This is a genomic window from Brevundimonas sp. UBA4553 (assembly GCF_002387245.1).
In the GTDB taxonomy this organism is placed as follows: domain Bacteria; phylum Pseudomonadota; class Alphaproteobacteria; order Caulobacterales; family Caulobacteraceae; genus Brevundimonas.
Map to the genome: position 1 here is coordinate 267,840 of NZ_DGLD01000013.1, position 26,815 is coordinate 294,654.

The window sequence follows — 26,815 nt, forward strand, 5'->3', positions numbered from 1 at the left end:
TGCGCGATCAGGCCGCGACCGAGACTACGACGGCCGTCGGCTTCACCTTTTCCTCCAGCGGCCCTTCAAGCCGCCACGCGATGCCCTGATTGTCTGCGACCTCCGCAAGCGCACGGTGGCCAGCGACGACCGCCTGACGCACGTCGTTCAGCTGAGACAAGCTTGAAACCATCTCGCTCAGAGCGACCTGACCGACTTCCGCAGCAAGGCGCGCATCAGCGCGCGCTTCTAGCATTGTCTGAATGAGACAGCTCGTCGCGACCATGGCTGCGTCTACCGCGTGCTCGGTCGTCTGAAGATTGCGTGCAACGCGTGCACCCATGCGAATGTTCGTCATCTGGCTTCCCCGCCCTTATTTTCCGGCGCCAGGATTGCGTTCGACGGAGCGTGGCCAGCGAAGACCGACATCCCGGCCCCGACAACTGACACCATCCCGATCGTCGCGACCGCAGCGACGATGGCGAGAACCAGAATGGCCAGCGCTCTGGTCGAACGCCGCTTTGGAGGTGGCGGCAGAAACCAGTTCGATGGGACAGTCGTGTCACCCCCGTCGCCATGGTCAGAACCCGGCGTGGTTGGAGGGAGCACAACATCCCGGCTGGGGGCTACGGGACTGGGTTGGAACCGGGAGAAATCTGGGTAGTCACTAGCGGCGATCGCCGCCGCGGTGCTCCGATCCGATGTACCCAACTTGGCATACGCATGGGTGAGGTGATTGTTCACCGTACTCGGCGACAGCGCGAGATCGCGAGCGATCTCCTTGTTGGAACGCCCTTCGCCGGCGAGCCGGACACACTGAATCTCTCGCCGCGTAAGACGCTGAACCATAAGCCCTCCCGACGTCCAAATACGACACTGGGCAGACTGTCGTCTAGATTGCCAAGCACCTTCGCCTCGGTTGTACTTCGTTTTGAAGTTGGGTTGTTGGACTGAAGCGCATTGCGGTCCTACTCGCTGGCTGGTCCTACAGCGCTCATTGAATTTCTCAACGCAACGCCAGCGAGATTGGCAGCCCATCCCGCGGCTTCGAAATAGGAATCCACTGCATGTCCATTTCGTAATCCGCACTCACGACGATCGTCCGTTCCCGAAGCAGATCCGAGAGGAAAAGCTTCACCTGCATCGATGCGAAGTGCAGCCCGAGACACATGTGCGCTCCACCCCCGAATGGGATCCAAGCGTACTTGTGGCGCGTGCGTACATGCTCGGGAGAGAAGCGAAGAGGATCGAAGCGCGTCGGCTCGGGCCAAAGCTCAGGCATGTAGTGGGTATGCAGGATGTGAATGCCCACCGCCGAGCCGGTCGGGAGTGTACAGCCGCCGAATTCAACATCCTTGACGAGCCCTCGCGGTAACGACGCGACGGGTGGATAGAGCCGCAACGCTTCATGGAGCACCATTTCGGTGACTTTCAGATCGCGGAGCCCGGCATAGAGGTCACCTTGGTCTCGCCAGGCGAGCAACTCGTCGCGGACGTAGGCCTGCCACTCGGGATGGCGTCCCAGAAGATAGACGATGGACGTGAGTGCGGACGTGGTCGTGTCATGCGCCGCCATCAGCAAGAGGTTCATGTGATCGACGATCGCCTCGTCGGCCATGGCCCGTCCTTCGTCGTCAGTCGCGTTGCAGACCGTGCTGAAGATGTCGCGACCCGGGTTCACCCGCCTCCGCGGAATTTCGTCGAGAAGAAACCGTTTCAGCCGGCCCCTCGCCTTGATGCCTCGCCAAAGGGCGTTGCCCGGTAGGGGATGGCGAACCAGTGCCGCAGAGGCTCCCAGCATCGAAACGAACGCGCGGCTGACTGCATCGACTTCGGCTCCCAGCGACAAGCCCAGCAGATCCCGCGCCGCCGACGCCAAGGTCAGCTGCTTGATGGCGGGATAGAACGTCAGCTGTTCGGGCCAGGCGCGGATCTCATTCGAAAACCTTTCCCCCATCGCTTTCAGGTAGACCTGCATTGGCTCGGGCTTGAACGCCGCGCCTATCATTCTGCGGTCTTCCCGATGATGGTTCCCATCCAGCGAGATGAGGCCATTCGGGAACGTGGAACCGATGACCGGCGTCCAACCAATCTCGGACGAGAACGCATTGTCGCGGTTAAGCAGGACCAGTTCGTTGGCGAGCGGTCCTAGAAGGACCACCGCCTTCATCCCGAAGAGGTTCATCTGCGCCACGCCACCGTGGTGTTCGTGGATCGACCGCATCGTGCCCAAGGGATCGCTCAGATAGTCCCGCGTCATCTTCAAGGATGAGAGCCAACCATCGGGATTGGCCTTCGGGATTGAATCAGATCCCGACGTCACAGCGTCTTCAAGATCGCGACCCATTATTCGACCTCAAGGCGATCGGCTCCAGACCGATCCGAGCCGGCGCCCTGGCCGTCATTCGCGAGCACCAACGCCGCGTCCGCCGGAACGAGGTCAGTCATCATTCCGAGATACGCGTCAAACCAAGCCTTGTGAGACGCACCGACGATGACGAGCAGTCGCTCTCCGGGATAGGCTGCAGCCGCTTCGCGGATGTGGGCGACTTGGCGCAGGTTCCGGGCTTCCCACTCAGCGACTCGAATGCGACCCGCGTCTCCCGGGATCGGTTCTCGAAGCATGGTCAGCCACTGGAGTTCGGCATCTCGCCGGCCGAAGCCCTCGCTGTTCATATCGCGATAAAGCTCCAGCGCAGCGGACGCCGATGACAGGCGATCGCCTTCGCCCTGAAGCGCCACCATGAAGGGGTCACTCATCACGGCCTGAAAGCCCGGGTTCTGGCTAATCGCGGTCGTCAGATCGCGGACCACCTCCGGTGTCATCAGGTCATCAGCATCGTGATCATCAATCGAGTGAAGGCGCTCGAGTTTCAGGCGCACGGCCAACTCCACGCCGACCCGCCAGACCTCGTTGTGCCGGATCCAAACGTCATCCAGAGCAGCAGCCAGATCGGCCGAGACACCGTCGCCGGGCCGCCGTTCATCGGGACCCCAACGGCGCCACTGAACCAGCGCCGACCCGAGGTCTCCGGACGCCGCGAAGATGGCGGTGAGCCGGCGTCTCTGGCTCGGTGCCACGGTTTGATCCAAATCTTTCAGGAGCCTGCGAGCCTGCCCCTCAGCCCTAACCAGGCTCAGGCCCGTCGTAGCTTTCGCCATGTCGGCGAGCTGGAGCTGGCGGCCGCCAAAGCTCTCGGCGGACTCTGGGTAGAGCACCTCATAGGCCTGCAGGCGATGGAGACTTTCGCCTGACAGCTGTTCCACGGCGATCCCCGCAGGATTGAACCGGGCAAGACGCTCCAGCAATGGCTCGAGGGTGGCCGCATCGAAGTCCGGTCCGACCCTGGACAAATTTGGTGAGGCCAGCACGAGAACCTCACCGGCAGGCTCGGCGCCCAAGGTTCTGAAGTCTGCGGGATTGAAGGACTGAGCCTGACCGCTTCCTGCGCTCAGGAGTACCAAAGGAGCTGCAAGGATCAGTGTTCTGACGATCTTCACGAGTTCGATTCCGATGCTGAGACTGGCCCGAGAGCCCCGTTCGGCTCCCGGTCATGCCGCTGTTAGCGGTCCTGCAAGATGAACTTGCCGACTTCTTCTGCCACGCCGGGCGCCAAGGGCAGCGCCGGATCGCGATAAGTGGCGACATTGGCTGCCCGATCCGCCGGCGCGGATTTGAGGACGTGGTTCACGCCTTCGAGGCGAACCAGGTTCGATGCGGGCTGGGCCGCGTGGAGCGCCTCAGCATCCGACATCGTGACCTGCAGATCCGTGGTGCCCTGCATTACGAGCATCGGCCCCTGATAGGCGGCCGCCAGAGCCTGGGGATCCATAGCCAGCCAAGAGATAAGATACGGTTGGACCGAAGGTCTGAGGAGAGACTCAAGTCCCGGAATGCTGGCCGTTGCCCGCCCGGCCTCGAGTTCCGTCAGTGCGGTGTCCACCTGCGCCATCATCGGCTCGGGCAGTTGCCGTTGGAGCTGCTCGCGAAGCACGATCCCCGCGCGTCGGCCAGGTCCAGCGATCAGAACGACGCCACAGACCTTATCCGTCGCCTGCCGCACCGCAGCCAGACCCACCGTCGCGCCTTCGCTGTGTCCGATGAGCCAAGCGCACGGCTGATTGGTGCGTGCCCCCGCCTCTTCCGCCCAGGCCCGGGCATCACGAGCCAAATCATCGAAGCGCAAGTCGGCCTCACTGGGCGCCGCAGCCGCGCTCTCGCCGACGCCCCGCTTGTCGACGCGAATGGTGGCGATGCCTTGAGCGGCGAGTGCTTCGGCGAGAAGAGCGTAGGGCTGCGCCACCAGCCCTGCAGCGGCCGTGTTACCGTTCCGATCTGTGGGTCCGGAGCCCGGCAAAATCACTGCCACCGCTCGTGCAGCGCCGAAAGGTTCCAGAAGCGTGCCATGCAATGGCGCTGGTTCGGAACGGATCGAAACAGGAGTCTCGGTCTGGGGCCAAGCTAGGGCTAGCGATGCCGCAATGGCGAGGGTGATCATTGGCGTGTCCTAGCTATAAAGGAGGTGTGTTGAAGAAGATTTCCTGCCTGCGTCTCTCCAGCACCGATTGACTGGTGCGCGTCCCCGCAATGCGATGCGCCGGTTGCATAGGCGGCCAGCCAGGCGGGGGGATCGGAATCCTTTGACCCGTCCACGCGAACGCCTTGGTCCTTAGCCCAACGGTAGCCCCACATCGGCCCATAGGGCGATACGAAGGTGTTAGGCGATGCGTAGGCGGGATCAGCGTGAGCAGTCTCAAGAGAGACAAAGCCGAAGCCTCGCGCGCGATAAAGGTCGAGAAGTTCTGGCAGCGTGTCGGCGTTGATCTGATTGAGATGCAGGAGCGCAATCTCGGCAGGAGCGCGACCGAGTACTTCGAGATTGAGAGCGACGTAGTAATCAATCTTGGCCGCAGAAAAGGCGAGATACGCTTCCCGGATCCTTGTCGCGCATTCCTCGTCTTCTGCGGCGAGCGCGATCGAGTAGGCAGCCTCGAACTGATAGTCGGAAGTATCGATCGTTGAGGCCGCGGCTATGTAACCCCTCGCCGACAACATTGCGGAGATCGCGTCACGCTTGGCCTCTGTGTCCCCTGTGTGATTTTGGGGGAATCTCACGAAACGAAGCGGTTTTCCCGCTGCGACCATGAGGGGTCTAATCGAGATTTCTCCTCTTACGATTTCGTCTTCGATCTGCCCCGACGTCAGCTGATTTATGTCGCTGTGGGAGTAGCTGTGGTTACCTAGGGTCAGATTGCCGGTAGTCCACTCGCGCAGGACCGCCCAGCGCGCCTCGCCCAAGCCGGCCGCGGTCTGCTCGACAACGAACCCCGTCGCCGGCGCTCGAGCCTCGGCCAAAACTGATCGAACACGCGCATTCAATGCCGCTACATCGTCTACTGACAGCGCGCCGGGGCTCTCGCCGATCCGGCCGGCATAGGGCAGATCGTCGAAGGTGATGGCCACGACGCGAGACGGTTCCTGGGCGCAGGCTTCGGGCGCCCCGGCCGCAAACAGCAAGGCGCACAGGCAGCCTGAGGTTAGGTTGAGAAGCGCACACGCGTTGGTCTTTCCCATTGGACTCGCCCGCTCGCTTACGATGGGTCTGAAGGCCGGCGTTCAAGCCGGGCAAGCTCGCGTCGATCAGCCGCCGTCAATCCCTCGCCATCCGTGATCCGCCACAGCGTGTCTTGCACTACGGCGGCGTTCTCCAACGTCAGGGCCTTGTCCTGAATGAGTGCGACAAAATCTAGAAGCGCGGGGTCCTCGGTGACTGGTCCCGGCCTGTAGCGGTCACCAATGAATCCCGGAGATCGGCCGGCGTTGAGGCACTGCAACCCGACGTCCACGAAGTAAGGCATGTCGCCGGGCGGAACTTCAAAAGTTTCGATTTGCAGAAGGAGTCCGTTCTGGCTCTCCGTGTCGAGCGAAACGAAGATCAGTCCCGCGGGCAGGCGCACCTGTATGGGCCGAGACGTCGTGTTGATCAGCGACAGGCAAAGCCGCACGTTTCCGCTGGCTCCGGTGGCTTTCAGAGGCCGGTCTTCCTCCGCACCGCAACGATCTTCGTCGAACGCGTCGATCGGCTCTTGGACGACTATGCCCGCCGGCCAGGCAAACTCGGCTCCCACGGGGTCGCCTGGAACATCTCCGATGCCCCGGCGACCGTCACGGCTTTGCGATGCACCCGACGCCAAGGCCGGCGACGCAATGGCTCCGACAAGCAGAAGACTGACTAAGAAAGCTGTGAAAGACGACGCTCGACGAGACATCATCATCAAGCCTTTGAAGACGAGAAGACTGAGCTCGTTTCGGGATAGCCAAACCGATTTGAGCCTTGGCTTCCGACTCCAATCGCCAGCCAGATGATGAACGCCAGGGCGGCGAACCCAACGACGAGACCGGCGATTGCCATCACCGAGGCGACGGCGAGGAACACTGCCGGGTTCAGGGCCAGCACGGCGACGAGTGAGCCGACCGCACCAAGACAGGCGCTGGCGACTGCCATCACGATCGCCAGCGTCCCGCTGCGATTCATGTCGTGCAATCGCTTGATGGCGATGACCGTCCACGGCCACAGCATGGCGAGCGACACGATCTGTCCAGCGATGGGGACGACCGTGCAGACGATGCCAAGCGCGAGAAAACCCGCCGCGGAAACGATGAAGGTCTTGCGGCCGATCCGGCCCGCAGGATTGAAAAGATGATCGATGATAGGGGCCACGGAGAGCTCCTTTCGAAAGTGGGTTGAAAGATTCGTGCGCTGCAGAGGGAATGATCCGGGCAGCAGAGACCGCCCGGATCTCCAGGTCGCTAGACCGGACCGCCGGGGCCTTCGGGAACTTCGGTGTCGTCGTCGCCGCCCGAACTACCGAAGGCATTCAGGGTGCGCATCATCGGGTTGAAGCGCAGGGCTCCGCCCTTACGGTCGCGTTCCTGGAGGTCGCCTCCGAAGTTGAAGCGCAGCCCGATCGTCCAAGTATCGATCTCGACCGCTTCCCATTCGAGGCGATTGAAGTCGCCGACCACCGTGAATGCGGTGTTGGGGAGCCAGTATTCGGCGCCGGCTCCGTAGGACCAGGCATCCACGTCTTCGTCTGCCATCTGGACGCCGTTATAGGTCGCGTCGATGTGCAGACGCAGGCGCGCCATCGGGTAGAAGGCGGCCTCGCCGCCGAGCGTCCAGACATCCATGTCCAGGTCGTCGACCGACGTATAGGCGGTCTGCGCAGTCAGCGTCGCCTTGGAAAGGTATTTCTGAGCTTCCAGGCCGCCCAGCCAAGACTGGTCCCCATCGCCCAGGCCATCGGCGCCGACGAAACCGCCGAAGCGGATGTCCGAGCCGAAGGTGCGGGTCAGGTGAACGGCTCCACCGCCGAATGTCGTGTCGCCGGCGTCCGAGTCCGCCTTGTCGACCACGCCGTCCAGCGTAACCGTCCAGTCGGCGACGGGGAGAGCGACCGTGCCATCGACCGTCCAGATGTCAGCATCGGTATCGCTGTCTTCGATTGCGAGATTGGCGTTGCTGTAGTTGACTCCGACAGAACCAGCCCGGTCCTGAGCCAAAGCAGGCGTAGCAAGAAGGGCCGCGACCGTGACGGTCGCGAAGTAGAAGGATTTCATAGTTTTTCTCGATGAAAGTGTTGGGCGCGGGAAATCACGGGCTGCGGGGGAGCACAGCGCGCGTCGTCGGGTCAGCGCGGTCCCGATGAAAACTTAGGAGGCTCAGCGGTTCTGGAGGCTCGCCAACCAGGCTCGATCGTGGTCGTACAGACGTTGGTTGTCCGAGACGTTCCAGACGTAGTCCTGCACTCCGATATGATCATCGAGATCGTCTCTGATCTTAAGACCATCCAGAAGTGCGATGACGCTCAGGAGCTGCTCATCTTCGGTGACCGGGCCGAGCTTGAAGAAGTCGCGCGCGCCTCCCGGCGCACGTCCGATGTTGAGGCAGTGAAGTCCAAGCCTGACAAAATAAGGATCGTCGCCAGGGGGGACTTCGAACGTCTCGGTGATGATCAGCAAGCCGTTCTGAGTCTCGTCGCTGATCGAAACCACGATCAGGCCGGCAGGCAAACTGACCTGGATGGGCTCCGGCGTGGTGTTGGTGAAACTGAGGCAAACGTCGACACTGGTTCCGTGGCCAATCTTGAGATCGGTCGCTTCGCCCTCACGTTTGCAGCGATCCCGGTCATGACCGTCAATCGGCTCCTGCAGAACCAATCCGGCGGGCAGCTCGAACGGTTTGCCGACGGGATCTTCGTCTGAGCGACCGATGCCCGGGCGAGGATCGCTTGGGTTCGCCAGTGCAACGCCAGATATGGCGACACTGAAAAGCAGAGCCAGCAGTACCCTTAAGAACGTCATTGTATGGCCTCCAGGGCATCCCGGTCTCGAGGCAGCAGGCCGTCGCCATCGGTCACTGACCACAGCGCATTCTGCACCGCGGGAATGTGCTCATCGGTCAGCGCTTTGCCATCAAGCATTCGGATAAGTTGAGTGATGGGTTCGTCCTGCGTGATCGGACCCACATGGTATGTGTCGCGTGCTCGCCCTGTGCTCCGGCTCGCGTTGAGGCACTGGAGGGACAAGCTCACGAAGTACGGGTTATCACCCGGTGGCACCTCGAAGGCCTCGGTTTGGATGAGCAGACCGTTCTGACTGCGCGTATCGAAGCTGACGAAGATCAATCCGGCGGGGAGGCTGATCGTGACAGGCGTCGGCAGCGTATTCGAGAAGCCAAGGCACAGTTGAATGTTCGCGCCATGCCCTTCCTGCGGCCTTACTTCCTGTTCCTCTGGGAAGCAGTGATCTTCAATGTAGGCCCCGATGGGCTCGCTGACGACAATCCCGTCGGGCAACTCAAGCGGTCGTCCTACAGGCGTCTCTTTCGACCGTCCGATGCCAGCGCGAGCATCGTGCGCAGCCGCCGGCTCTGCGAAGGACACGCCGATGGCGAAGATCGCCCCGATGATGAAATATGGAAGCTTCATCAGAACACTTCGTGCCAGGTCTCGGCGCCCGAGTAGGCGTCTCGCTTGCCCAGGCACACCAGTCCCGGGCGTTCGGTCACGACCGGATTCGGACCTCGCGTACTGATGCGGTGACGCAGTTGGCGACATTGGAAGCCGCCGACCGGGACTTCGCTCAAGACGGTGATCCGACCATCGACGACCGTACCGCGCCAGTCGATTACGCGCCCGACCGTCCAGGGCGCGATCACTTCCGACCACGCGGAGTAGGTGTCAGGAATCGGCTGAAGAGCACGGCGCCAGGAGTCGATGTCCACCGAACCCTCGCAAGTGTTGCACGGGAATCGACTTGCATCCGTGAACCGCTGTTTCTGGGCGATCATCTCGGGGGAGAAGGCGAACTGGGTCGGCCGGACGACGGCGCGATGTCCGGCGTTGATCGGCCAAGGCTCCACACCTTGGGGCGCGGGCGTCACAGCCGGGGCGGCACGATCTTGAGGGGCGGGCGCGCCGCTCCTGCTTTCGGCTGCGTCGGAGCGGCCAGGTGCGTCACTGTCATCACGTGGGCGGGTCAGCTCGTCAGCAGCATTCCGCGCGGCGCGTTCGGCAGTTCGCTCGGCGAGTCTGCCCAGCATGCGGCCAAAATCCTGAGCTGATGCAGGCTGCGCGCCGCAGAGGGACGCGCTGACAACTGCCGTAGCGACGGTGGCAAGGGCGGGGTACTTCATTAGAGGCGCCTTTCAGGCGCGCGCCATCGCTCGCTTGCGAACAAGCGTCGATGGCGCGCCAGGTTTTTGAAGAGGATCTAGCGGAGCTTGATCGAAACGATCGCAAGGCCCGCGGCGGCAAACGCCAGCAGCATCAGCCAGAGAGCTGCGGGAAGAGCGCTCATGCTGGCGGCGCCATGTTGAACATCTGCCCCGCGACTTCCGGATTGTAGAAAGCCATGTAGCGATCCGTGCCGGCCGGGGGCAGCACTTCGACGAGGAAACGGTTCTCAACCCAGACCTCGACCAAATCGAAGACGCCGCCGCGATCGCAGGTAACGGCTCGCCAACCTTGGGCGCGAGCGACCGTCACGATCTCCTCGGCCGACAGCGGGCTCGTCAGCGCGACGTGAAAACCGCTGGCGTCCTGCGCGGCGCCGTCCTGTCGGATCTGGACTTCCCACGGCATGACTTCCGGGCCGTTGGCCTTGCGCGACGGGTCAGCATCCCCGTCACCTTGGTTGTGGGCGGACGCTTCGGGCAGCACTTCGATACCGGTGCCCGAGCCATCCTTGGCGATGGCGACCCAAGCGCCGGGAACGACCGGGAACGGCATGGCGACGCCGTCGATGAGGTCAGCGAAAACCGCCGCCACGCTTTGGGGGTCGCGGGCGGGGAGCGAGAAGTGGGCAATCATGGAAGGTCTCTAGGTTTCGTGCGGGGGGAGGAGCGGCGTCGAGCCGCGTTGTTCAAGGTCTTTCACAAGGGTACGCGCCGCCCACTGGACCGCGGCGGAGGCATCGGTCCCTTCCAGCGCCCACTGCTCGCGCAGTGAGATCCAGGCATAGGCGGAATACAAAAGCTGAAGGACAGCGGCGGCTCGCCGCTGATCTTCGACAGGGAGATCACGAGCACCCTCAGCGACCGCCGCAAGGAAGGCGGCACGCCGGACCTCATCCTGGCTGGCGCGCATCTCGCGGCCAGTCGGCGTGGTGACGGTGCTCGTGATGTGAGCAGGGTTGGCGTCGAAGGACGCAAAGAGCTCGGGGAGTCGCTCGATCATCGCCTCGAAGCGGTCGGGGAAACCACCCGCCACGCCCTGCTTGTCGTTGATGTGACGCCAAAGCGCCTCGTCGAGCACAGCTCGGCTTGGGAAGTGGCGATACACAGTCATCTCGGTCACGCCGGCTTCTGCGGCGACTTTGCGGTTCGTCATGCCCGCGTCGGCGCCATCGCGCTCGAGAATCCGCGCTGCGGCATCGAGGATTCGCATCCGCGTACCCTCCGCTTGTTCGCGACGAAGATCCGAGTTGTAGGTGCGTGTGCCGGTCATGATGTTAGTGGTTATAACATCGAAATCCCGTTCGCAACATGAATTCGATTCCGCGCACCATCTGAGCGCATTTTGATCGATCGACCGACCTCGTCGATCGGTCGGATAAGGTGCAACAGCGCCCATTAATGCCAGTGCTGGCGGGGTTTCTAACGGTCCAGCCTGCTCCGATGTTAGTTGCACTAACATCACATATTGACGACTTACTTTAATTTGGTCACAGCGTCGCTCACCCCCAACCTTGCAGGAATGAGCAGCCCGATGCCCACCCCACCGAACCCGACGTCCGGAGTCTGCCGACACCGCGTGATAGTCAGTGCAATCGCTGCCCTGTTGACCACTGCCACAACTACGTCCGCATCTGCTCAAGACTTCGGCCGTGTACTGGGACGACTGGCAGAACGAACGGTCGAGCGCAGCGTGACGAGCGTGATTGATGAAACGACGCGTCCGCGTGACGAGCGACCCGCCACGAGCCAGCGGCAGGCCTCTGCTCGAACTGGAGTGCGCGGCGGTGGGCAAGGCCCTTCGGCGACCGCGCATGCCGGCCAGCGGGGCGTGAACGTTTCCGCGACGACCGAAGTCAGCGACATACGCGTGCGGGCGTCGGATGGGCGCCGAATGCATGAACGGCTTCGGGCCTTGTTGAGCATCTTGCATCGGCAAGAACGCTTCGCCGCTCTCGACGGATTCTCGCTGCGCAATTCGGTTCAAGCGCGCAGCACGCCTGACCGACCGTTCCTCCAGGGTCAGGCGCTTACTCTGGTGACCTTGCCGATCACAGGCGGCTCCGACTGTCCGTCCAGAGACGGCCAACCGGCGAGCCAGTGCGGACCGGGTCTCACCTTGCGAACCAATGATCCGCTGGCTGCGGTTCTGCGGGATGCCGGTGACTACCGCGGACACGTGCAGCTGCCGATGACGCCATTGCCCCAGCAAAATGGATTCGAGGTCTATCGCGAAGGCGACCAGACCGTTCTGGTTCGATCGCGTCCGGGCGTCCCGCTCTTCATCCCCATGAGTCGCCAATCTTACCTGGAGTACATGGGCACTCCCGGCGCAGCGGCCGAGCTGGCGACGCTGTCGCCGGCCGAGCGACAGGAAACGGCATGCGCCGCGACCCGCAGGACCATCTTGAAGCGCTGCGAAGACACCGACCTCTACATGGCGACGATCAATCCGGCTTACTTCGATACCGCCAAAGGCCCTGCATCGGTCCAGCTCATCACCTTGGCCTACTTCGAGCGAAACACCGATCGGCATCAGGTTATTCGGGACGCCGTCTCGACGCTGCACGCTGACGATCTGCCGCTCGACTAAGGGCTGCTTGGCGACGCCGGCCAACGAGGTCGGCGTCATCAAGCGCAGATCGGCACTAGGGATGGCGCTGAGCATGATCCGCCATCTCCCACGCCATGACACGCCGCAACGCGGCCCGCTCGTCGCCCTCCACGTAGAGGTCGAAATGCCCCTTGCCGGGTAGGTATCTGAACGAAGCCCGACCAGAGACCGAAGTGATTGCCCGCTCCAAGTCGCGGGCGGAGTCATCGAGGGCGAACTCATCATTCTCGCCCACCACGACATGGATCGCGCCGTCCAGGTATGCAGCGTTGTTCACCCATTCACGGCGAACCTTCTCAGTCAGGTCCCAGTGGTCTCGCCACCAAGTAGCAACTTGCGCATCCACCAGACCCGTTTCCCGATCGAACAATGGCGCCGGCATGCCGTCGGAACCTCGGGGTGACCAGACCGCCTCAAAGGAAGTGTTTTGCCCGCCATAGGCGCCCAGCACAGCTTCGGCGCGCGCAAAGTTCAGACCTTTCATCCGGCCCCCCGGAGCTGTCAGATCAACGCCGCCGAAGTTGGAGAAGTCGCTGTAATCAGGAGACGTCGCCCACGCGCCGCCGAAGATGTCGGCATATTCGAGTTGCAGCCACAGTGCCGCCCACCCGCCCGAAGAATGCCCCATGACAAACCGGGCGTTCCGTCTCCGCTGGGTACGGAAACGGTCGTCGATGACCGGTATCAGCTCCTGGGTGAGAGCCGCCCCCCATGGGCCGTTGTTCAAGCTGTCGGCGAACTCGTGGGTGCCCATCGGACCGCTTTGGTCCAGCAGGACCCAGATCAGGCGCGGAAGAACGCCGGCCTTCATCTGTCGCACAAGACCCGCCGCCGTATCCTGCAGCGAGGCCATGCCGCCGCCGAAGCCGTGGGTGAAGTAGACGACCGGAAGACGATCCTGCGTTTGATCATAGTCTAGCGGCGTGACGACCAGACCGTTCAGCGAGATCGGCCGGCCCCAGAAGCGGCCCAGGCGCTCAGAAGGCACAGTTAGCGGGCGCGTGTTCTGCTGGATGAAGGCCAGCTCCTCGGGTGGGGCGACAGGACCCCATGGGCCATGCCAGGGCGCCAGCTCAGGGATCACATCGGTCAGCTCGAGCGAAAGAGCCGATGTCGTCTCACCGATCCGGACAGTGGCGACGCGGCTCAGAACGTCGCCAGGGCCCCGACCGGAGTAGGCATAGTTGAAGTCCCGATCGAAGACCGCCTGAACCACATAGTCCCCAGGGGCCAGCGAACTAAGCGGCCCCGGCCAAGCATCGGCCGCATCGTCGACCACGACCGTTCGTGGCACTGAAAAACTGACGTTGCGCGCCGCCAGCTGGAGGCCGTCACGCTCGAAGGCGTTTCCGTCCACGGCCGTGGCCGCTGGATTGGTCGCGCGTCGGACAAACAGGATTAGTCGACCGCGGCCCAACATCTCGTTTGCGGATACCTCGACCCGCAGTCCCGAAACGGCGTCAGGCGCGGAGGCCTTGCCTGAGGCTGGGCTGACGAACTGTAAGGTGAAAACCGCAACCGCCAGAACACCCGCGTTTCGAACCGGCAGGCGGGGCAGCTTGGCCATAAGAGTGCCGACCGAAGTACAGCTCGCGGCGGTTGCCGATGTGGAGGCGATACGCTTTGCGAGGGGCTTCGATTGCATTTCTGGGCCTAGCCTAAGAAGGTCTCCGAACTCGAGGTGTGGTTCGGCTCGAACCTTCCTAACCGTTTTTGTATAGCACGGACTATATTTATGGACAATGCCATCGCCTCGCCCCGGCGACGGGGTCGTGCGCCATCGCTCGAAAAGCGCCAGGCGATCCTGCAAGCGGCGATTCGTCTGCTGGCCGAGCGCGGCGGCGATGGCGGCTCGACGCGGGAGATCGCCGACTTAGCGGAGACGACCGAACGTACCCTGTTCAAACACTTCGGAAACAAGGCGGCCTTGAACCAGGCTGCGATCGAAGAGGTCTCGATCGAATTCATGCGTCTGGCCGCGTTCGGACGTATCCACGACCCCGAGCCGTTCAATGTATTGGAGTTCCGACGTTGGCACGCCGACTTCTTGTCAGAGCGCGTAGAGACGGCGGGAAAATCACAAGACAGCTACAGGATCGTCTTCAGCGAGCTACTTCGCGATCAAGCGTTCACAGATCGCTATAGATCGCGATGGTCACAGGGCGTCTTCCAGCCTTTGGCCAATCACCTGGAGCAGATGCAACGCCTCGGTCTTTGCTCGACGCGCTTGGACGCCATGGCCTTGGCCGGCGTCTTCTTTGCCTTGAACCTCAGCTATCTCGTCTCCCGCTTTGCTCTGGCCCCAAATCATACCTGGACTTCCAAGAAGGATATTGCGGCGGTAACCGATGCGTTCGCCGCCTGCTGCGGCTGGCCTGCCGACTGAGGCGCAGCGCCACACTTTACCGCTGGTGTCTCCACCGGTAGAACCCCTTTATGTATAGCGACTGCGCTACATTTGAGTGGACTGCTGGGCCTTGCGGCCCGGGCGGCCGTGCCGCCGTGCTCAAGCGGTTCGGCGGACCCGAGCAGCTTGTGCTGCAGGCTGCGCCCAGTCCCAAGATCGGCTGCCACGACGTGCTGGTCCGCGTCCATGCCAGCAGCGTCAATCCGATCGAATGGAAAATGCGCGCCGGCCTGGGACTGCCCCATCCGATCTGGCGGTTGTTAATAGGTCGCCATCCTGTGCTGGGACTGGACTACTCGGGCGTCGTGATCGGGGTCGGCTCCGGCGTCGATCGATTCCGGGTCGGGGATGAAGTGTTCGGCGCCCGTCGTCTGAGTGGCGCCTACACCGAGCGCATGGCTGTGCGTCAAGCCTCCGCAATCGCCCTGAAGCCCGCTACCGTGGCGCATGCTCACGCGGCCCTCGTACCGTTCGCTGGTCAGATTGCCTTGGCCTGTCTACGCGCCGGACCTCGGCGGGGTGAACTGACAGACGCCCGAGTCTTGGTGATCGGCGCCTCGGGCGGCGTCGGGCATCTGGCAGTCCAAATGGCGCGCCGAGTGTTTGGGGCTGCACATGTCGTCGGCGTTTGCAGCAGTCGCAACGCGCCATTCGTCTTGAGCTGCGGCGCCCATGAAGTGATCGCATACGACCGCACGCCACCCGAGGCGATCGCAGCGGCTCACCCGCAGTGGGCCGGAGGCTTCGACCTCATCGTCGACGCGGTCGGCGACGAGCGATACTACAGCGCCCTCGCGCCCAACCTGTTGGCGCCGAAGGGTCACTACGCGGCGGCCGCCTTGCCTGCGGTAAGCCCGGACCGCCCTGGCGAAGACGCTCGACTTTCGGATCTGCCCAAACTTCTGAGCCGGTTGATCGGTCGCTCTATCTCCGGCCGCTACACAATGATCACCGGCCTGATTGGCGGTCTCGGCGGCGCCGCAGACGTGGCCGACATGGCGCGTTGGTTGGCCGATGGGCGACTGCGGCCTCACGAGCACGCGCAGTTCGATCTGAATCAGATCGCCCAAGCACATCAGCTGAGCGAGGCTGGCCGGACCGTCGGCAAGATCTCCATCCGAATGACCTAGGCTGAGACCAAAGACGCAGATGATCTCCTCCCTCGTCTGGACACTCACATCTCTTTTCCTACCGGATGTGTCGGCGCAGCCAACATTCCTCGACCAGGCGCGGCTGGCCTGTAGCGCCGCGCCCGGCTCGCACGTGATCGACGGGATTCACATCGAGCCGCGCCCGGCGGCGCCTGGCGATTTGCCAGGGCTGACCGTGCGCGACGAGGTCTCCGGCGCTTGGATGACCGTCTTCCACGACGCCCCCTCCGCGACAGCGGCGGCTCGGTTCGCACCGTGTCTGGGGGCCCAGTTGCGGCTCTTGCATTACAAGACAGCCGATGTGCGATCTGAAGCTCGATGGGCGTCGGTCGCCTTCACAACCGATGCAGCCTACCAGCCGCCCCGCGACGGAAGCGAAACCCGCTGGACGATCGTCACCACTGCGCATGGCGCTGTTGATGACGCCGCCCTGACGCGTCTGAACGTGACCATCCCCCACGAACAGGTGCACGCCTTCCAGAAGCACGCCGGCGCCGTGACGCCGCGCTGGTTCCATGAGGGTCACGCTGAATGGGTCGGGCGGCAAGTCACCCGAGCGCTTAGCCCGACCCATGCCGATCAACATGCCGCCGATGGCGAGGACTCCTTGGCCCGAAGCACAGTCGCCGTCGCCCTGGATCGCTGGGGCGGGGTCGCGGTTAAGCGTGAAGCCTTATTGCGTCAGCTCTCACCCGAAGATCGACGCCGGGCCGAACATGATCCTAGCTTTGTGCCCCCGGGGCCTTTCTCGTTCGGTCCGGATGATTTGGAGAGCGATGAAAGCAACGCGCCGGCTCGTTACCAAGCGGCGTGGAGGCAGTTTGAGACGTTGGCCCGAGAAGTTGGTGATGCCCCGGTCCGCGACTGGGTCAAGGCGATCACCGAGACGTCCGGGCGAGTGGCGAACACAGACGTCGATCAGGCTGCGGTCGTCCATCTCGGTCGCCAGCTCACCGAGCGTCCGTAGGGGACGACAGCCAGCGACGACACGGAATGCCGTTCAGCCGCGTGTCGCGTTGTGGCCGCCCGCCTCACGCGGGTTGCGGCCGAACGCCTCTTCACAGACTGCTCGGCCGAACGCTTCGGATACCATCATCTGACGGTCGCCCATGAGGCTGGCGGTCCGTCCTTGGGCTTCTACCGTAACTTGGATCGGATACCGCCCGAGCACTGCGTTGTTGCGAGCCGGATCGACAAACTCGACCGTTCCGTTCAACGAATAGCGCCCGTTGCCGGCGAACAACGCTTCCGCTCTGCTCGATCGCTGCATCCCCTCGAGGTGTACCCGCAGATCAACGGGAGCCGTCCCCCACATGCAGCGACCGACCTCTTCGCGAACTTCCTCCATGAAGGTATCTGCGAAATCCCCTTCGGCATCAAACGTGGCGCTCGACATCATCACCGTGCCGATTTGCGCGGTTTCTTGAAGACCGACAGGCAAGGCGATAGGCGCCCCCCCGACCACGACGGGTGCACACGCGCTCAATGCTGAAGTTACGGCCAGTACGGCCGCAAGATTTGGCGTTTTCATTTCCCACCCCTGAAATGCATCGCTATTCATATAGCGATCGCTTTACAGTTTGAAAAGCGAGGCATGACCGTGTTAGTTGGCGCAATGAACCTGTCCACGAACAGATCCTCTTGGTGGCGCCCCTTCTCATAAGGGGCGGTCGTTCATGCTCATCCCAGCACGACGCCGCCGGCCTACGGCTGGATCGTCATGCGCGAGGACCCTCCGGCCGGACTGCGACGTCTCATCCCCGGAGAAACACAGATGACCAAAATCTCGACTCTACCTGTCGTTCTGACAGGCGACCGGCCAACTGGATCGCTTCATCTCGGTCACTACGTCGGTTCGCTGCAGAACCGGCTGAAGCTTCAGGAGGATCACCTTCAATACATCCTGATCGCTGACGCGCAGGCCCTCACAGACAATGCCGACCGCTCGGACGTGATCGGCCAGAACGTGGTGAAGGTCGCGCTGGACTATCTCGCTGTGGGGATCGATCCCACCAAGTCGGTCGTCTGCGTCCAGTCACAACTTCCGGCCCTTGCCGAGCTTTCGATGCTTCTTCTCAACTACGTCACCGTGAGCCGGCTTGAGCGCAATCCGACAGTCAAGCAGGAGATCGGCCAGAGAGGTTTCCATCGGGACATTCCCGCGGGCTTTCTCTGCTACCCGGTCGCGCAGGCAGCGGACATCATCGGGTTCAGGGCCGGAGCCGTACCAGTTGGCGAGGACCAGCTGCCGATGATCGAACAGTCCAACGAACTCGTCCGTCGCATCAATCGGCAATGCGACAGAGACCTCCTCCCGGAGGCCACCCCCGTCCTGTCGTCGGTAACCCGGCTTCCCGGGATCGATGGTCGAGCGAAGATGAGCAAGAGCGCCGGCAACGCGATCTCGCTGTCGGCCTCACCTGAGGAAATCTCTGCTGCTGTCCGAGCCATGTTCACGGACCCCGATCACCTGCGCGTCAGCGATCCCGGTCGGGTGGAGGGAAACACGGTCTTCACCTACCTCGACGCTTTCGACGAGTTCCCTGAAGAGGTGGATAGCCTCAAGGCGCACTACCGTCGGGGTGGACTGGGCGACATGGCGTTAAAACGGCGATTGGAGGCGCGCCTGCAAAATCTGGTCGCTCCCATTCGAGAGAAGCGATTAGCCCTCGCGCAGCAGCCAGGGCTTGTAATGGATATGCTGCGGACAGGCACCCAGCAAGCTGCCGCGACAACCCAACAGACGCTCGACGAGATGCGGACAGCGCTTGGGATGTTCCGATTCACCTAGATGAGACGGTTGAGAACTTGGCTAGGTGCCGGCCCGCTCTCGCCACCTGAACGAGATGGCGAAATGATCGGGTCGTCGACCACCAGCTGGTCCACATCAAGATCTAATGGCCGTTCGCGACCTGCGGCACGCAACGCCTTCAGATGATCGATGAACTTTTGAAGGAGGGACTTGCGATCGAATTCACCGAGCTCTTGCTCTGCGCTCTCGACGAGCCTCTCACTCGCATCGAGCATGCTTTGGTCCCAACCAAGAGCTTCGCGAACGGCGGGCGACATAGCTCTGTAAGCCGTCTGCACTGCGCTCTGATAGGCGCGAGGATCTTGGCCCGCACCCAACGCGAACGGCGCCAAGGTCACTCTGACTCGGGCGCCCAACTCAGCCCAAGCCGTCTGTTCCTCGTTCTTTTTAAAGAGTCCGTCGGCGTCGGTCTTCACCGCAGCCAACTCCTCGTCCGTTAGGCCCGAGACATTGAGATGGCGACCGCCATAGGCCGTGTCCGACACGATCCAAGTTCCGTCAGCACGCGCCTTAGCATAGTCCGCATCTAGTTTGGCGCGCGCCGACTGAGCCGGAGTCGCAGACGGAGGGACCTCGCCTAGCCCTTGCGCCTCTCTCGATAGAGTGACGCTGACCGTCGGACGGGGTCCGCTTTCGACTGGAGAGCCTGTCTTGTCGAAGTTCCGTTCGGTGGCGGCTGCAAGACTGAGCCTCGCAGTGGTTGTCGCGATCGAAGAAACCGTCATGGAGATCTCCGGCCATGCTGTGAGGAATTCTTGTATCGCGTATGCTATACATATTTCCCGGTGACGGGTTAACGCGATGGCGTCGTTCGCTCGCTCTGGCGTGTCAGATGTTGACGAACTCATTGGCCCTTGGGCTGTAACCACGCAGGGTCATCCGGCCCGCGCAATACAGCCGCCGGCACTTTGCCGACTTGCCCCACGGGCTCCATCCCCGTCCCTTCAGTCTAGCGATGGTGTCGACGTCAGCAGCCATTGTTAGCCCACAACGCTGACAATGTGCGGTCAGCCGCCAGCCCCTGCGCGCCATGTCGCCGATCGTGGGGCAATAGCCCCGCCAGTCCTCATTCGACCACATTCGGAAACGGGGGTTATGTCCCATGGCTAGGCATCGGCTTGCCGGTCTTGTCGGCAACTTGCTCGACGACCTTGTGCTTGGCCTTTGACCACCAATGCACCCGCATCCAGGCTTCCTCGCCCGTGAATTCCGGATACTGGCCTGGCGACACGAAACTGAGATGGTCGAACAGGCCACCCGAGTAGCTCAGGACGCAGTAAAGCGTTCGAGACCCATCATTCGGCAGGGAACGATACCGACGCAGATGTAGGATTCGCTCCTGCGGCTTGCGGCCGGTCATCTCAGAACCACAACGCCAAAGCGGCCGGGTGGATCGTACCTTCCCGCGCATAGGCGTCGCGCGTGTAGGCAACGGTCGCCTGCCGGCTTCCACATATGCAGCGGAAGCGATCCGACGCGCCCTCTCGGGGCCAGTCACGGGCGCTCGAAAAATACCGGCGCTGGTCGATTAGTGCTGCGTGCCCGCAGGTCTCCGCCAGGCATCGAACAACCATGCGGCGGCCGACCGGCGGTGCGATGTCTTCGCGCGCAAGCTTGGGTTCTCCGGACGCGACCATCACAGCGGAGCCAAGCCCAGAAGGCGGCCGATCCGACGCGCTTGGACTTGATCAACGGCTTCTGGCGCTACCGTTTCGATCGCAGACAGCAGAGCGCGCACATGGCTTCGCCCATGTTCGCCACTGGACCAAAGATGAGCGACCAACCGGTCGAGCGTCATGGTTTCGGAGGTGGGAACATCACCCATCGCCGTCTCTCCTCATGCTGCTCCGACCCGAGATCGCTTCCAACATACCGACGGAACGATCTCAAGAACGAAACAGGAACATTCTGTGGAAGTTCCGGAAGAGTGGTGCTATATGAATGCGCATGAGCACCGCGACCAACCCTGATGCCGACGCCGAGTTCGTGATCTTCGGAAGCCGCCTGAATAACGGGTCGGTCGGCTACGCCAACGACAACGGAGACTTCGTGCCGTTCGATCGCGCCAGGATCTGGACCGTGTACGAGGCCGCGATGACGCGGGCGCGCGCGCTCGCTGAGTCCATCCGCCAGACGGTGTATGTCGCGCCCCTGCTGTTCGGCATCCCGGACCTTGAGGTCATGGAGACGCTGTCGCCCGACCGCGCCTAGTTTAGCGACCCGGATCGCCTCGCCAATTCGCCTCGCTCGATCAGCGCGCGCCCAATCTCGATCGCGGCGTCCGGCGTCAGCACATAGCGAGACGCCGATCCTTCCATCAGAAGGAGCTGTTCGACCGTCTCGGCGGAAACCAACTCTAAGGCGATGGCTCCGTCCACGATGCCGGCGCTGAACTGAACGACCGGCCGCAGGGGCACCTCGTCGTCGTCGCTCAAGCCGGATCCTCCAGCGGCTCGCGCTTGCCGCCGCGCTGGATCACCGTCAGGGATCCATCCGGCAAAGGTCGCTGCAGCGCCTTGGCCTCGTCCCAAGACGCGCGCATCCAGACATCCCGCTCCTCTGCTGTGGTCAGGATCACAGGCATAGCTTTCGGGTGAACGGCCGCGACCTCGGCGTTGGCGTCGGTGGTCAGAAAGCCGAAAGCTTCGAACTCTTCCCAGCTGGTGCTGATCTTTCGAACGCAGGCGTGCGGCGTCCAAACGCCGGCGAAGAAGGCGAGCGGCCGATCCTCGGCGAGGGCAAACCAGGCGCTGTCGGTTCGGTTGACCTGGTCCGGCTCATTGAAGGACGTGAAAGGCACCAGGCAACGGTTCTCCGGTCCGAGCCAAGGCCACCAGTGACGGCTCTCGGTCCGACGGATGTTGGTTGTCCCCTTGTCCGGCTCCATCCGCAAAATCTCGTCGAAGTCGACCGCGCCGCCCTTGGCGCGTAGCTTGTCGGCCCGGTTGGTCGCGGCTTCGAACAAGGCCCGCTTGCTGCTAGGCATGCCCCAGCGCGCGAGCGCCAGCTCCAGCGAGCCGTCGGCCTGGGCGCGCAGGATCGGCGCGGAATAGTCCGGGAAGATGCCTGGCATCGGCCCGAAGTTACCGATGTCCTTGGTCATGGCCGCGACCATTTGAATGATCGCCTGCAGCCGGTGCGAGAGGCTGTAGAGATTACACATCGACGCTCTCCCCTGAGCTTGTCGCGAGCTGCCCGCAGGAACCGCGGACCGGCGCTAGGCCGATGATCCCCAGACACACCGGCGGATGCAATGATGTCCGCAAGCAGTCCGGGAAGGAAAATCCTTTAGCTAACTCTGCGATGCTGGATACCAAGACCGACGGCCCGAATTGTCAGAAGTGGCTGCGAAGCTTGGCAGGTGCGGAAACCATGCGGGTTTATCATTTTCTTCCTGCCAACTTCGGACTGGAGAACCTTCGTCGGCGCCGCCTGAAACTTGCCAGGATCGCCGCCCTGAACGATCCGTTCGAGTTTATCGGACCGAGTGCTCCAGACCCGGCCACGCGGAAGGCGTTCGCTGATACAAAGACTGAGCTTGCAGCGCAGTTCGGCCTTCTGTGTTTCAGCCGAAACTGGAAAAACCCGGTCCAATGGAGCCACTACGCAGATCATCACAGAGGCGTGTGCCTCGGTTTCGATGTTCCGGATGGCCTGCTGACCGTCGTGAGCTACGTTCGAAAGCGCCCGCTGCCGGACGTTGATTTGCTCCGGCGGAAGGATGCTGCCGCAAGAGATGCCATGCTGAAGGTCCTATCGACCAAGTTTAGTCACTGGCGATACGAGGACGAGGTTCGGCTGTTTGCGCGTCTTGATACGCCCAGCGCGGGCGGCCTGTATTTCAGACCATTCGACGCTGATCTCCAACTGCGAGAGGTCATTGTAGGAGCCTCGTCGGATCTAAGCCGTCGTGAAATCAGCGACGCGTTAGTCGGGACGGCAGCGCAAGTACGCAAGGCGCGACTGGCTTTCCGATCATTCAGGGTGGTCGAACAGCGCAAGGCTTCGCTTTGGCCGTAACCCGCCAACCGTGGTGATGGCCCGTCTGCGACCTCGCCCGAACGACCATGAAGCTGGCCAGTAACTGGTCAGCGCCAAAGTCACCGCCAACACTAACGTCTTGATTTTTGAGGAAGAAATGGTGGACGCGACAGGGATTGAACCTGTGACCCCTACGATGTCAACGTAGTGCTCTCCCGCTGAGCTACGCGTCCGCCTGTTCTGCGGCCCGCCGACTGATGGGCCGGTGGGCGGGAAGGCGGCGTCTATAACCCGCAGTTCGCGGGGGCCGCAAGGGGCTTGTGTCTTCTTTTTCCGGATTTTTTCGTCAGGCCGCGATCATGCGTTCGACCTCGTTCACCAGGTCGCGCAGGTGGACGGGTTTGGACAGGACCTTGGCCTGGGGCGTCGCCTGGGCGGCGGACAGGGCGACGGCGGCGAAGCCCGTGATGAACATGATGCGGATACCAGGTTGACGCACTGCGGCCACGCGCGCCACCTCGATCCCGTCGGCGCCCGGCATGACGATGTCGGTCAGCAACAGATCGAAAGGACCCTGCTCCAGCGCGTCGATGGCGTCGTCGCCGTTCTCGCAATCCACCACGGCGTGACCGGCGCGTTCCAGCGCACGGGTCAGGAAACCTCGAAGCGAGCCGTCGTCTTCGGCCAGCAGAATACGCGCCATGTGGGGATCAGGTCCTTGAATACAGGCGCGAAGCCTAGGCGCCGATCGGTAAACTCGCGGTGAAAATCAGCCTTGGGGCGAGCGCGTAGAGGGCGCGGTCGGGGATAAATCAGGTTATGGCCAAGCCATGAGTTCCTCGCCGACCGAAACCAGCTTCAGTCTGACGCCTGCTGCGAGCGGCCGGGCGACGGCTCTGGTCTTCGCCTCGCCTCATTCGGGCATGGTCTACCCGGACGACATGGCGGCGGCGCCGGGCCTGTCGGCGGCCTCGCTGCGCAGCGCCGAGGATGCGGCGATGGACCGCCTGCTGACCGCCGCGGCGGGGGCGGGGGCTCCCTTGATCGCGGGGCGGATCGGGCGGGCTTACGTCGATCTGAACCGGGCGCCGGATGAGCTGGACCCCGCCTTGATCGAAGGCGCGCCGACCGCGCCGCCCCCGGGCCTGAAGACCCTGGCGGGCTATGGCGTCGTGCCGCGCCTGGCGGGGGACGGGACGGCTCTTTATGACCGCCGTCTGGGCCTGGAGGAGGCGGAGGCGCGCATCGCGCGGGTGCACGCCCCCTATCACGAGCGGCTGGCCGAGCTGATGGAGGCGGCGCATGGGGGGCATGGCCGGGCGGTGCTGATCGACTGGCATTCCATGCCGTCGCGGGCCACGGGAACCCGCGGGCCGGATGTGGTGCTGGGCGACCGGCATGGAACCAGTTGCGCGACCGGATTGACCCGAGCCCTGCGACTGCTGTTCGAGGGGCTGGGCTGGCGCGTGGCGCTGAACCGGCCCTATGCGGGGGGTTATGCGACGCAGCTGTGGGGGCGGCCGGACGAAGGGTTCGAGGCGATCCAGATCGAACTGACCCGCCGACTTTACTGGGACGAGGCGCAGGGCGCGCCCTCGGTGGGTTGGGGGCGGTGCCAGGCCGGTCTGAACCGGGTGATCGCGGCGCTGGGGCGCGATTTCGCCGTTTGAGCCAGCTGGCAGACGGGCCAAAAAAAAGCCGCGCCCGGGGGCGCGGCATATAAAGTCTATAGGGAGGAAACGCCCAGGAAGGGCATGACGCCCGGAGGCGTCGATGAACAAGTTAGGTTGCAGCGCACAAAATTTCAAGCGCCGATTTTTGACTCGCGATCACAGGCTGTTACGGAAATACATTTCGCCGTTACGCTGCGCGCCGCTGGGTGCGCGCACGAATCGTTCGCGTCCGCAATAAGACCAAAGTCGGGCCTAACTGCGCTCGAGCAGGCGTCGGGCCGCGCGAACGGCCTGGGCCGCCGGCGATCCGGCCTGGCGCCAGACCAGCAGACCGAAGGCCGAGATCACGCCCAGGGCCAGCCACAGGGGGCCGAACAGCCAGGCCGCCGCCGCCAGGGCGAAGTAGTAGCCGCGCACCCCCTGGCTGAAACCGCCCAGCGCCGGGTTCAGCACCCGCGCCACGGCGTGGCCATAGGCGACCTTGTCGGTCTCGGAATGGATCTCGGGCGCGGCCCCGATCAGGGCCAGGGCGTAGTTCATCTGACGCAGGGACCAGATGAAATCGAGGAAGCCGCGCGCCAGACAGATCAGCACCAGCGCGAGCTTGGCCTCCAGGATCTTCATCGGCACCGCCTCGGCGCCCACGGCGGCGAAGCCCTTCAGCGCATTCTCGCCGCCGAACAGGATGCCGGCGACCGCCGCGATCAACAGCAGGTTGGTCGAGGCGAAGAAGGAGGCGGAGTTGATCGAATGGCCCATCAGCTGGCTGTCGATCAGCCGCATTTCACGATGGGTCATGGCCGTCATCCAGCTGTCCCGGACCACGAGCATGTCGTCGTTCAACGACCCGCTGCGTCGCGAGATGAGCTTGAGCAGGGGCCCATAGCCCAGCCAGGCCGTGAAGAAGAGGAAGAGGGCGATCCAGTCGAGCAGGGTCATGCCCTGTTGATGCCTTCAGTCGGGGCTATGGAGCAAGGGTGAAGGCCGCAGAAAGCCCGCCCTGAAGCTTGCTGTTCGGCGACGCAAAGCTTATCACGCGCCCCAACTCCCCGTTCGCACCTGCAACAAGAGCGTAACATGAACATCGAAGCCATTCCGGTCGGCCCGAATGCGCCCTGGGACATCAACGTCATCATCGAGATCCCGCAAGGCGGTCTGCCGGTGAAGTACGAGATGGACAAGGAATCCGGCGCCCTGTTCGTCGACCGCTTCCTGCACACCGCCATGTATTACCCGGGCAACTATGGCTTCGTGCCGCACACCCTGTCGGACGACGGCGACCCCTGCGACGTCATCGTGCTGAACCCGACCCCGGTGGTGCCGGGCTGCGTCATCCGCTCGCGCCCGATCGGCGTGCTGAAGATGGTCGACGAGGCCGGCGGCGACGAAAAGATCCTGGCCGTGCCGGTCGACAAGCTGAACCCCTACTACACCGAGGTCTCCAGCTACCGTCAGCTGCCCGCCATCCTGATCGAGCAGATCGAGCACTTCTTCACCCGCTACAAGGATCTGGAGAAGGGCAAGTCGGTCACGGTCAACGGCTGGGGCGACGCCGGCGAAGCCGCCGAACTGATCGCCGCCGGCATGGCCGCGCACCAAGCCAAGCTGGCCAAGGCGGCCGCCGAAGCCGCCTGATCCGCTTTCGGTTCTGAATAAGAGAAGGCCCCGCCGGTTCGACCGGCGGGGCCTTCTTTTTGGGGCGCTATCGCGCGCGACGCGGTCGCGCGCTGCTTGAGCGCAAGTCCTGCTACTTGGCGCGGAACGCCGCGATGGCGTCCACCGTCTGGCGCACCTTGGCTTCGATGCCGGCCCAGTCCCGGGCCTGAATGGCCGCGTCGGTGATCAGCTTGGAGCCCATGCCGGCCGCCACTATGCCGGAGCCGAACCATTTGGCGATGGAGGCCTCGTCGGGGTCGACGCCGCCGGTCGGCATGATCTTGGTCCACGGCATGGGGCCCAGCACCGCCTTAACGAAGTCCGGTCCGCCGACCGAGGCGCCGGGGAAGAGCTTGACGATCTCGCAGCCCAGGGCCTGGGCTTCCGAAATGTCGCGCACCGAGCCGCAGCCCGGCGAATAGGCGACCTGACGGCGGTTGCAGACCTGGGCCACTTCGGGGACCAGGCAGGGGCTGATGACGAAGCGCGCGCCAGAGGCGAGGTATAGGGCGGCGGTCGGCGCATCCAGGATCGAACCCACGCCCATGATGATGTCGGGATCGGTCTGGGCGAACTGCTTCGACAGCGTAGTGAAGGTCTCCCAGGCGAAGTCGCCGCGGTTGGTGAACTCGACCGCCTTGGCTCCGCCGCGAGCGCAGGCGCGGATCACCTCGGCGCAGACTTCCGGGTCGGCGTGATAGAAGACCGGGACGACGCCCTGGAATTCGAGGGCGGTCAGCACGCTGAGACGATCGTGGCGCATGGGGTCTCCTTACAGGCCTTGAGGCCCGCAGATCGGCGGTTC

32 protein-coding genes and 1 tRNA gene are annotated in these 26,815 nt (G+C 63.1%); 9 read left to right on the forward strand and 24 right to left on the reverse strand.

Going from position 1 to position 26,815, the window contains the following annotated elements; genetic code table 11:
• Nucleotides 1–7: 7 nt before the first annotated feature.
• The 14 genes from B4A39_RS09000 to B4A39_RS09060 form a co-directional block, all read right to left on the reverse strand.
• Complete coding sequence (locus B4A39_RS09000) at nt 8–337, reverse strand: hypothetical protein (protein WP_292035629.1); 330 nt, start codon at nt 335–337, stop codon at nt 8–10.
• Nucleotides 334–1,017, reverse strand: coding sequence for a response regulator transcription factor (locus tag B4A39_RS16460; protein WP_409449574.1), 684 nt, complete (start codon nt 1,015–1,017; stop codon nt 334–336). Before B4A39_RS16460 ends, B4A39_RS09000 begins: the two co-directional genes overlap by 4 nt.
• Nucleotides 986–2,326, reverse strand: coding sequence for a cytochrome P450 (locus B4A39_RS09005; protein ID WP_292035632.1), 1,341 nt, complete (start codon nt 2,324–2,326; stop codon nt 986–988). Before B4A39_RS09005 ends, B4A39_RS16460 begins: the two co-directional genes overlap by 32 nt.
• Nucleotides 2,326–3,480 carry a DUF5694 domain-containing protein gene (locus B4A39_RS09010; RefSeq protein WP_292035635.1) on the reverse strand — a complete coding sequence of 385 codons (1,155 nt, stop codon included), beginning with the start codon at nt 3,478–3,480 and terminating at the stop codon, nt 2,326–2,328. The genes B4A39_RS09005 and B4A39_RS09010 overlap by 1 nt, the downstream gene beginning before the upstream one ends.
• A gap of 62 nt (nt 3,481–3,542) precedes the next feature.
• On the reverse strand, nt 3,543–4,478 hold the full coding sequence (locus B4A39_RS09015) for an alpha/beta hydrolase (protein WP_292035636.1): 936 nt from the start codon (nt 4,476–4,478) through the stop codon (nt 3,543–3,545).
• Nucleotides 4,475–5,554: a polysaccharide deacetylase family protein gene (locus B4A39_RS09020; RefSeq protein ID WP_292035640.1), complete on the reverse strand. Its 1,080-nt coding sequence runs from the start codon at nt 5,552–5,554 to the stop codon at nt 4,475–4,477. Before B4A39_RS09020 ends, B4A39_RS09015 begins: the two co-directional genes overlap by 4 nt.
• Before the next feature lie 17 nt (nt 5,555–5,571).
• Entirely contained in the window at nt 5,572–6,108 is a 537-nt protein-coding gene (locus tag B4A39_RS09025) for a hypothetical protein (protein WP_292035642.1), read from the reverse strand.
• A 146-nt stretch (nt 6,109–6,254) separates the two neighbouring features.
• Nucleotides 6,255–6,701 (reverse strand): DUF805 domain-containing protein, encoded by a 447-nt coding sequence (locus B4A39_RS09030; RefSeq protein WP_292035644.1) that lies wholly within the window; start codon nt 6,699–6,701, stop codon nt 6,255–6,257.
• Nucleotides 6,702–6,790: 89 nt separating this feature from the next.
• Complete coding sequence (locus B4A39_RS09035; protein ID WP_292035646.1) at nt 6,791–7,600, reverse strand: hypothetical protein; 810 nt, start codon at nt 7,598–7,600, stop codon at nt 6,791–6,793.
• A 102-nt stretch (nt 7,601–7,702) separates the two neighbouring features.
• On the reverse strand, nt 7,703–8,344 hold the full coding sequence (locus tag B4A39_RS09040; protein ID WP_292035648.1) for a hypothetical protein: 642 nt from the start codon (nt 8,342–8,344) through the stop codon (nt 7,703–7,705).
• Complete coding sequence (locus tag B4A39_RS09045) at nt 8,341–8,970, reverse strand: hypothetical protein (RefSeq protein ID WP_292035650.1); 630 nt, start codon at nt 8,968–8,970, stop codon at nt 8,341–8,343. Before B4A39_RS09045 ends, B4A39_RS09040 begins: the two co-directional genes overlap by 4 nt.
• On the reverse strand, nt 8,970–9,677 hold the full coding sequence (locus tag B4A39_RS09050; protein WP_292035652.1) for a hypothetical protein: 708 nt from the start codon (nt 9,675–9,677) through the stop codon (nt 8,970–8,972). Before B4A39_RS09050 ends, B4A39_RS09045 begins: the two co-directional genes overlap by 1 nt.
• A 160-nt stretch (nt 9,678–9,837) precedes the next feature.
• On the reverse strand, nt 9,838–10,353 hold the full coding sequence (locus B4A39_RS09055) for a hypothetical protein (RefSeq protein WP_292035654.1): 516 nt from the start codon (nt 10,351–10,353) through the stop codon (nt 9,838–9,840).
• A 9-nt stretch (nt 10,354–10,362) separates the two neighbouring features.
• Complete coding sequence (locus B4A39_RS09060; RefSeq protein ID WP_292035657.1) at nt 10,363–10,989, reverse strand: TetR/AcrR family transcriptional regulator; 627 nt, start codon at nt 10,987–10,989, stop codon at nt 10,363–10,365.
• Nucleotides 10,990–11,322: 333 nt separating this feature from the next.
• Between B4A39_RS09060 and B4A39_RS09065 the strand changes: the two genes are divergently transcribed.
• The gene (locus tag B4A39_RS09065; protein ID WP_292035660.1) at nt 11,323–12,309 is read left to right on the forward strand and encodes a hypothetical protein; all 987 of its coding nucleotides are present in this window, start codon (nt 11,323–11,325) and stop codon (nt 12,307–12,309) included.
• Nucleotides 12,310–12,364: 55 nt separating this feature from the next.
• On the opposite strand, the gene B4A39_RS09070 is transcribed toward B4A39_RS09065, so the two are convergent.
• Nucleotides 12,365–13,546 carry an alpha/beta hydrolase gene (locus B4A39_RS09070; protein WP_292035662.1) on the reverse strand — a complete coding sequence of 394 codons (1,182 nt, stop codon included), beginning with the start codon at nt 13,544–13,546 and terminating at the stop codon, nt 12,365–12,367.
• Between the two features lie 519 nt (nt 13,547–14,065).
• Here B4A39_RS09070 and B4A39_RS09075 point away from each other — a divergent pair.
• From B4A39_RS09075 to B4A39_RS09085, 3 genes are all read left to right on the forward strand, one after another.
• A complete protein-coding gene (locus B4A39_RS09075; RefSeq protein WP_292035664.1) occupies nt 14,066–14,716 on the forward strand; it encodes a TetR/AcrR family transcriptional regulator in 651 nt (216 codons plus the stop codon).
• Between the two features lie 116 nt (nt 14,717–14,832).
• Nucleotides 14,833–15,867 (forward strand): NAD(P)-dependent alcohol dehydrogenase, encoded by a 1,035-nt coding sequence (locus tag B4A39_RS09080; protein ID WP_292035665.1) that lies wholly within the window; start codon nt 14,833–14,835, stop codon nt 15,865–15,867.
• A 19-nt stretch (nt 15,868–15,886) separates the two neighbouring features.
• Nucleotides 15,887–16,855 (forward strand): hypothetical protein, encoded by a 969-nt coding sequence (locus B4A39_RS09085; RefSeq protein WP_292035667.1) that lies wholly within the window; start codon nt 15,887–15,889, stop codon nt 16,853–16,855.
• A gap of 33 nt (nt 16,856–16,888) precedes the next feature.
• Here B4A39_RS09085 and B4A39_RS09090 read toward each other — a convergent pair whose 3' ends face one another.
• The gene (locus tag B4A39_RS09090) at nt 16,889–17,449 is read right to left on the reverse strand and encodes a hypothetical protein (protein ID WP_292035668.1); all 561 of its coding nucleotides are present in this window, start codon (nt 17,447–17,449) and stop codon (nt 16,889–16,891) included.
• A 213-nt stretch (nt 17,450–17,662) separates the two neighbouring features.
• Here B4A39_RS09090 and trpS point away from each other — a divergent pair, with 213 nt between their 5' ends.
• Nucleotides 17,663–18,679, forward strand: a complete 1,017-nt coding sequence (trpS, locus tag B4A39_RS09095; protein WP_292035670.1) for a tryptophan--tRNA ligase — start codon at nt 17,663–17,665, stop codon at nt 18,677–18,679.
• On the opposite strand, the gene B4A39_RS09100 is transcribed toward trpS, so the two are convergent.
• Together B4A39_RS09100 and B4A39_RS09105 are read right to left on the reverse strand one after the other, a co-directional pair.
• Nucleotides 18,676–19,185, reverse strand: a complete 510-nt coding sequence (locus B4A39_RS09100; RefSeq protein WP_292035672.1) for a hypothetical protein — start codon at nt 19,183–19,185, stop codon at nt 18,676–18,678. The genes trpS and B4A39_RS09100 overlap by 4 nt on opposite strands.
• A 608-nt stretch (nt 19,186–19,793) precedes the next feature.
• On the reverse strand, nt 19,794–20,060 hold the full coding sequence (locus tag B4A39_RS09105; protein ID WP_292035674.1) for a hypothetical protein: 267 nt from the start codon (nt 20,058–20,060) through the stop codon (nt 19,794–19,796).
• A gap of 587 nt (nt 20,061–20,647) precedes the next feature.
• Here B4A39_RS09105 and B4A39_RS09110 point away from each other — a divergent pair.
• On the forward strand, nt 20,648–20,911 hold the full coding sequence (locus B4A39_RS09110; protein WP_292035676.1) for a hypothetical protein: 264 nt from the start codon (nt 20,648–20,650) through the stop codon (nt 20,909–20,911).
• Here B4A39_RS09110 and B4A39_RS09115 read toward each other — a convergent pair.
• Both B4A39_RS09115 and B4A39_RS09120 read right to left on the reverse strand, forming a co-directional pair.
• On the reverse strand, nt 20,908–21,135 hold the full coding sequence (locus B4A39_RS09115) for a hypothetical protein (protein ID WP_292035678.1): 228 nt from the start codon (nt 21,133–21,135) through the stop codon (nt 20,908–20,910). The two genes, B4A39_RS09110 and B4A39_RS09115, sit on opposite strands and share 4 nt — an antisense overlap.
• On the reverse strand, nt 21,132–21,863 hold the full coding sequence (locus B4A39_RS09120; RefSeq protein WP_292035680.1) for an SOS response-associated peptidase: 732 nt from the start codon (nt 21,861–21,863) through the stop codon (nt 21,132–21,134). The genes B4A39_RS09115 and B4A39_RS09120 overlap by 4 nt, the downstream gene beginning before the upstream one ends.
• Nucleotides 21,864–21,925: 62 nt before the next feature.
• Between B4A39_RS09120 and B4A39_RS09125 the strand changes: the two genes are divergently transcribed.
• Nucleotides 21,926–22,720, forward strand: a complete 795-nt coding sequence (locus B4A39_RS09125; RefSeq protein WP_292035681.1) for a DUF2971 domain-containing protein — start codon at nt 21,926–21,928, stop codon at nt 22,718–22,720.
• A 119-nt stretch (nt 22,721–22,839) separates the two neighbouring features.
• On the opposite strand, the gene B4A39_RS09130 is transcribed toward B4A39_RS09125, so the two are convergent.
• Nucleotides 22,840–22,914: transfer RNA gene (locus tag B4A39_RS09130), tRNA-Val, on the reverse strand.
• Between the two features lie 113 nt (nt 22,915–23,027).
• Entirely contained in the window at nt 23,028–23,384 is a 357-nt protein-coding gene (gene cpdR, locus B4A39_RS09135) for a cell cycle two-component system response regulator CpdR (RefSeq protein WP_292035682.1), read from the reverse strand.
• 127 nt (nt 23,385–23,511) lie between these two features.
• Between cpdR and B4A39_RS09140 the strand changes: the two genes are divergently transcribed.
• Complete coding sequence (locus tag B4A39_RS09140; RefSeq protein ID WP_292035684.1) at nt 23,512–24,351, forward strand: N-formylglutamate amidohydrolase; 840 nt, start codon at nt 23,512–23,514, stop codon at nt 24,349–24,351.
• 255 nt (nt 24,352–24,606) lie between these two features.
• On the opposite strand, the gene B4A39_RS09145 is transcribed toward B4A39_RS09140, so the two are convergent.
• Nucleotides 24,607–25,293, reverse strand: coding sequence for a DUF599 domain-containing protein (locus B4A39_RS09145; protein WP_292035686.1), 687 nt, complete (start codon nt 25,291–25,293; stop codon nt 24,607–24,609).
• A 138-nt stretch (nt 25,294–25,431) separates the two neighbouring features.
• On the opposite strand from B4A39_RS09145, the gene ppa reads away from it, so the two are divergent.
• The gene (ppa, locus tag B4A39_RS09150) at nt 25,432–25,989 is read left to right on the forward strand and encodes an inorganic diphosphatase (RefSeq protein ID WP_105562476.1); all 558 of its coding nucleotides are present in this window, start codon (nt 25,432–25,434) and stop codon (nt 25,987–25,989) included.
• 112 nt (nt 25,990–26,101) lie between these two features.
• Here ppa and B4A39_RS09155 read toward each other — a convergent pair whose 3' ends face one another.
• Nucleotides 26,102–26,773, reverse strand: a complete 672-nt coding sequence (locus B4A39_RS09155) for a bifunctional 4-hydroxy-2-oxoglutarate aldolase/2-dehydro-3-deoxy-phosphogluconate aldolase (RefSeq protein ID WP_292035692.1) — start codon at nt 26,771–26,773, stop codon at nt 26,102–26,104.
• Nucleotides 26,774–26,815 lie beyond the last annotated feature (42 nt).